At 39.1% G+C, this 2,583-nt stretch carries 2 protein-coding genes; both read left to right on the plus strand.

Annotated features, from left to right (window positions below):
• The first annotated feature begins 36 nt into the window (after nucleotides 1–36).
• A complete protein-coding gene (locus AB4493_RS22080; protein ID WP_017062427.1) occupies nucleotides 37–1,200 on the plus strand; it encodes a dipeptidase in 1,164 nt (387 codons plus the stop codon).
• Nucleotides 1,201–1,528: 328 nt separating this feature from the next.
• Nucleotides 1,529–1,927: a hypothetical protein gene (locus tag AB4493_RS22085; protein ID WP_372155820.1), complete on the plus strand. Its 399-nt coding sequence runs from the start codon at nucleotides 1,529–1,531 to the stop codon at nucleotides 1,925–1,927.
• Nucleotides 1,928–2,583: the final 656 nt, after the last annotated feature.

Below are 2,583 nucleotides of genomic sequence, written 5' to 3' on the forward strand. Positions count from 1 at the left end.
TTATAGAAGCTAACACTGTTAAGGAAAATTTCAAATATGGACAACAAATCTGAAATCGAACCAAGTAATGATAAAGCGACAAAGTCAGGTGCACCAAAATTACCAGAATTTGAAATAAAAGATTATTCAAAAATCCCTCAACGAACACACAAATATCCTGCATCTGAACGTGCAAAAAAAATTGTTCGAGATTCTATGGCTATTGACAGCCTTTTTTCCGGTCTTTGGCCCTCTCAATGGTCTTCACCTGAAGCACCAGAATTCCATGATGAAATGGACAAGTGCAAAGCCGCTGGATTCAAGGTACTAGCAGCATGTCCTTCCGCAGACTCGTTAGATGCCTCGGTTGAAGGCATTATGAAAGGCGCTCAGTTCTACCTAAGCAAAATGAAAGAACGCCCAGACGACTATATGATGATCCGCACTACCAAAGATATTGATGAAGCGGTAAAACAAAACAAATTGGGTATTTACTTCACTCACCAAGGTACTCAAATATTTGGTGGTGATGTTGATCGCGTAGGACTATGGCGTGAGATGGGCTATGGTTACTGTTTATTGGCATATAATCAACGTAATGATGTGGGTGATGGCTGCTTCGAAATTGAGAACCGTGGTCTAACTGAATATGGAAAAAAACTTGTCGACGCTTATAACCGATACGGTATGCCTGTTGATGTAAGCCATACTGGCGAACGAACCTCCTTAGATGCGATTGAACGCAGTAGCCAACCTGTCATTTCTTCGCATTCAGGTGCGAAAGCCATTGCCGATTATCAGAGAAGCCTTTCTGACGTTGTGATTAAAGGTGTTGCGGCAACCGGTGGGGTTTGCTCAATAAATATGGTGGCTGCCTTTATGGATACATCTAACCCAGATATATTGACGACTGAACAATTATTTCGACATATTGATTATATGGTCAACTTAGTCGGTATAGACCACGTTGGCTTCGGTTCAGACTATATCCCGAACATCAATTTTACAGCGTCTATTATTCAAACACCAATGGGGCAGAACGTATTCCCTGATGGTGGCTATAGTGCCGCTGTAGGAGCAAAAGGGTTTCCTACCCCAGCACCATATCAAATTGTTGCAGCTCTAATTGATACCATGCTTGAAAATGGATACTCAGAAGAAGACTGCAGCAAGTTCTTAGGTGGCAACATGTACCGAGTATTTGATCAAGTCTGGGTATAAGAAGTTTATTAAATTTACTCAATAATTAGCACTTCTAACATCTCGTTTAGAAGTGCTTTTTTAATCGCTTCGAATGAGACTGCAGTTTATGACTGCTCCTAACTTGTTATTGTCCAAAAGCTTCTCAGATTGAATTTTTACCCGTGGCACTTTCTAATTCAGAAGTGCCCCAAAATCAGTTACGTCAGTATGAGATCACACTTGCTCATATCACTGATGGCTTCAATTTTCTCATAGCAGTAAAGTGTCCATAAGTCTCAGGCCATACCAGTTCCGAGTTTAAACTAATCGCCGATACGTTTTGTTGCTCGTTATGCGGAGAGTTAGTGTGTCAACTTTATTCAAATTTCAAAGCTGTTCTATGAAGGTTAAAGTACTCATCGTGCTCTCTCTATTTTCGCCGCAAGTCCTAGCACGGGGTTACCATTACTTTACGGGAAATTCCGCATCTGGAGGGGGCGTTGGATATTTAGAAGGCACCGCCGCAATTATTGGCCTTTTTTGTACCTGGAAGTTATTGGAAGGGGCTGTAACTTTCTTTTGCGAAGGTCATGGATGGAGAAAACTTGTATCTCCAGCTTTGGTCATAGGCTTGTTCTTAGTTAATGATGTGTCTAAGCAAAGTGAAACTCCAAGGCTTTTACATATATTTTTGTTGTTGGTTTACATTTGTGCCTCAATTTATATTTTCTCTAAGCTCTCTGAATCTAATAAAAGAAATAGATAAGCTTAGAAGGTAACACTAACAAGACACTTAGCTGGGCTGCCTGTTCCTTATATGTGAAGCGTTACTCAACCTGCCGCTCTAAGATGAAATTTCCCCATCCCTTCTTAGATTCATTTCCCTATGCAAAAAGTTGCCCTCCTATTCGCATTTGGAAATATTATCCAAGATTTCCATTTCTAAAGTTAGACTGTATAAGAATTAATTTATATCCTACAAGTGTAAACCAAGTTACTCAAAGGTTTATAGGATTTTATTTGTTTAATCGAAAGCTCTGTATTTTTCCCGATAAAATACTCAAGCAGGAACATAGCTTTCCATGGTAAAATAGAGATATATAAAAAATTACGAAGGGACTATTAGCTCATCCAGTAAAAAATCAACATCCGCACATTAAATTCAGATATAATAGAAATAGACAGCCATAAGTCTTAATCATATTTCTTCTTCACACTCCATTTATTCATCTATTAATCAGTATCACTTCTGATTGATTTTGCACATCTTAAGCTTTAAAAATAATAAGGAGGTACATGATGTAGCTTTTGCATAGGCGTATTGCGGCCTTTAACTACCAAAACATGCAACATCAAAAAATTTTAATAACACAATAGTATCGCTTTTCTGCCTTGGTTGTGGAGCAGGGCGGGATCGCACTT

The organism is Vibrio sp. 10N.222.55.A1 (assembly GCF_041473835.1).
In the GTDB taxonomy this organism is placed as follows: Bacteria; Pseudomonadota; Gammaproteobacteria; order Enterobacterales; family Vibrionaceae; genus Vibrio; species Vibrio crassostreae_C.

Excerpts from the sequence above, each read along its gene's own strand:
- AB4493_RS22080 (WP_017062427.1), top strand. The coding sequence starts at position 37 with ATGGACAACAAATCTGAAATCGAACCAAGTAATGATAAAGCGACAAAG.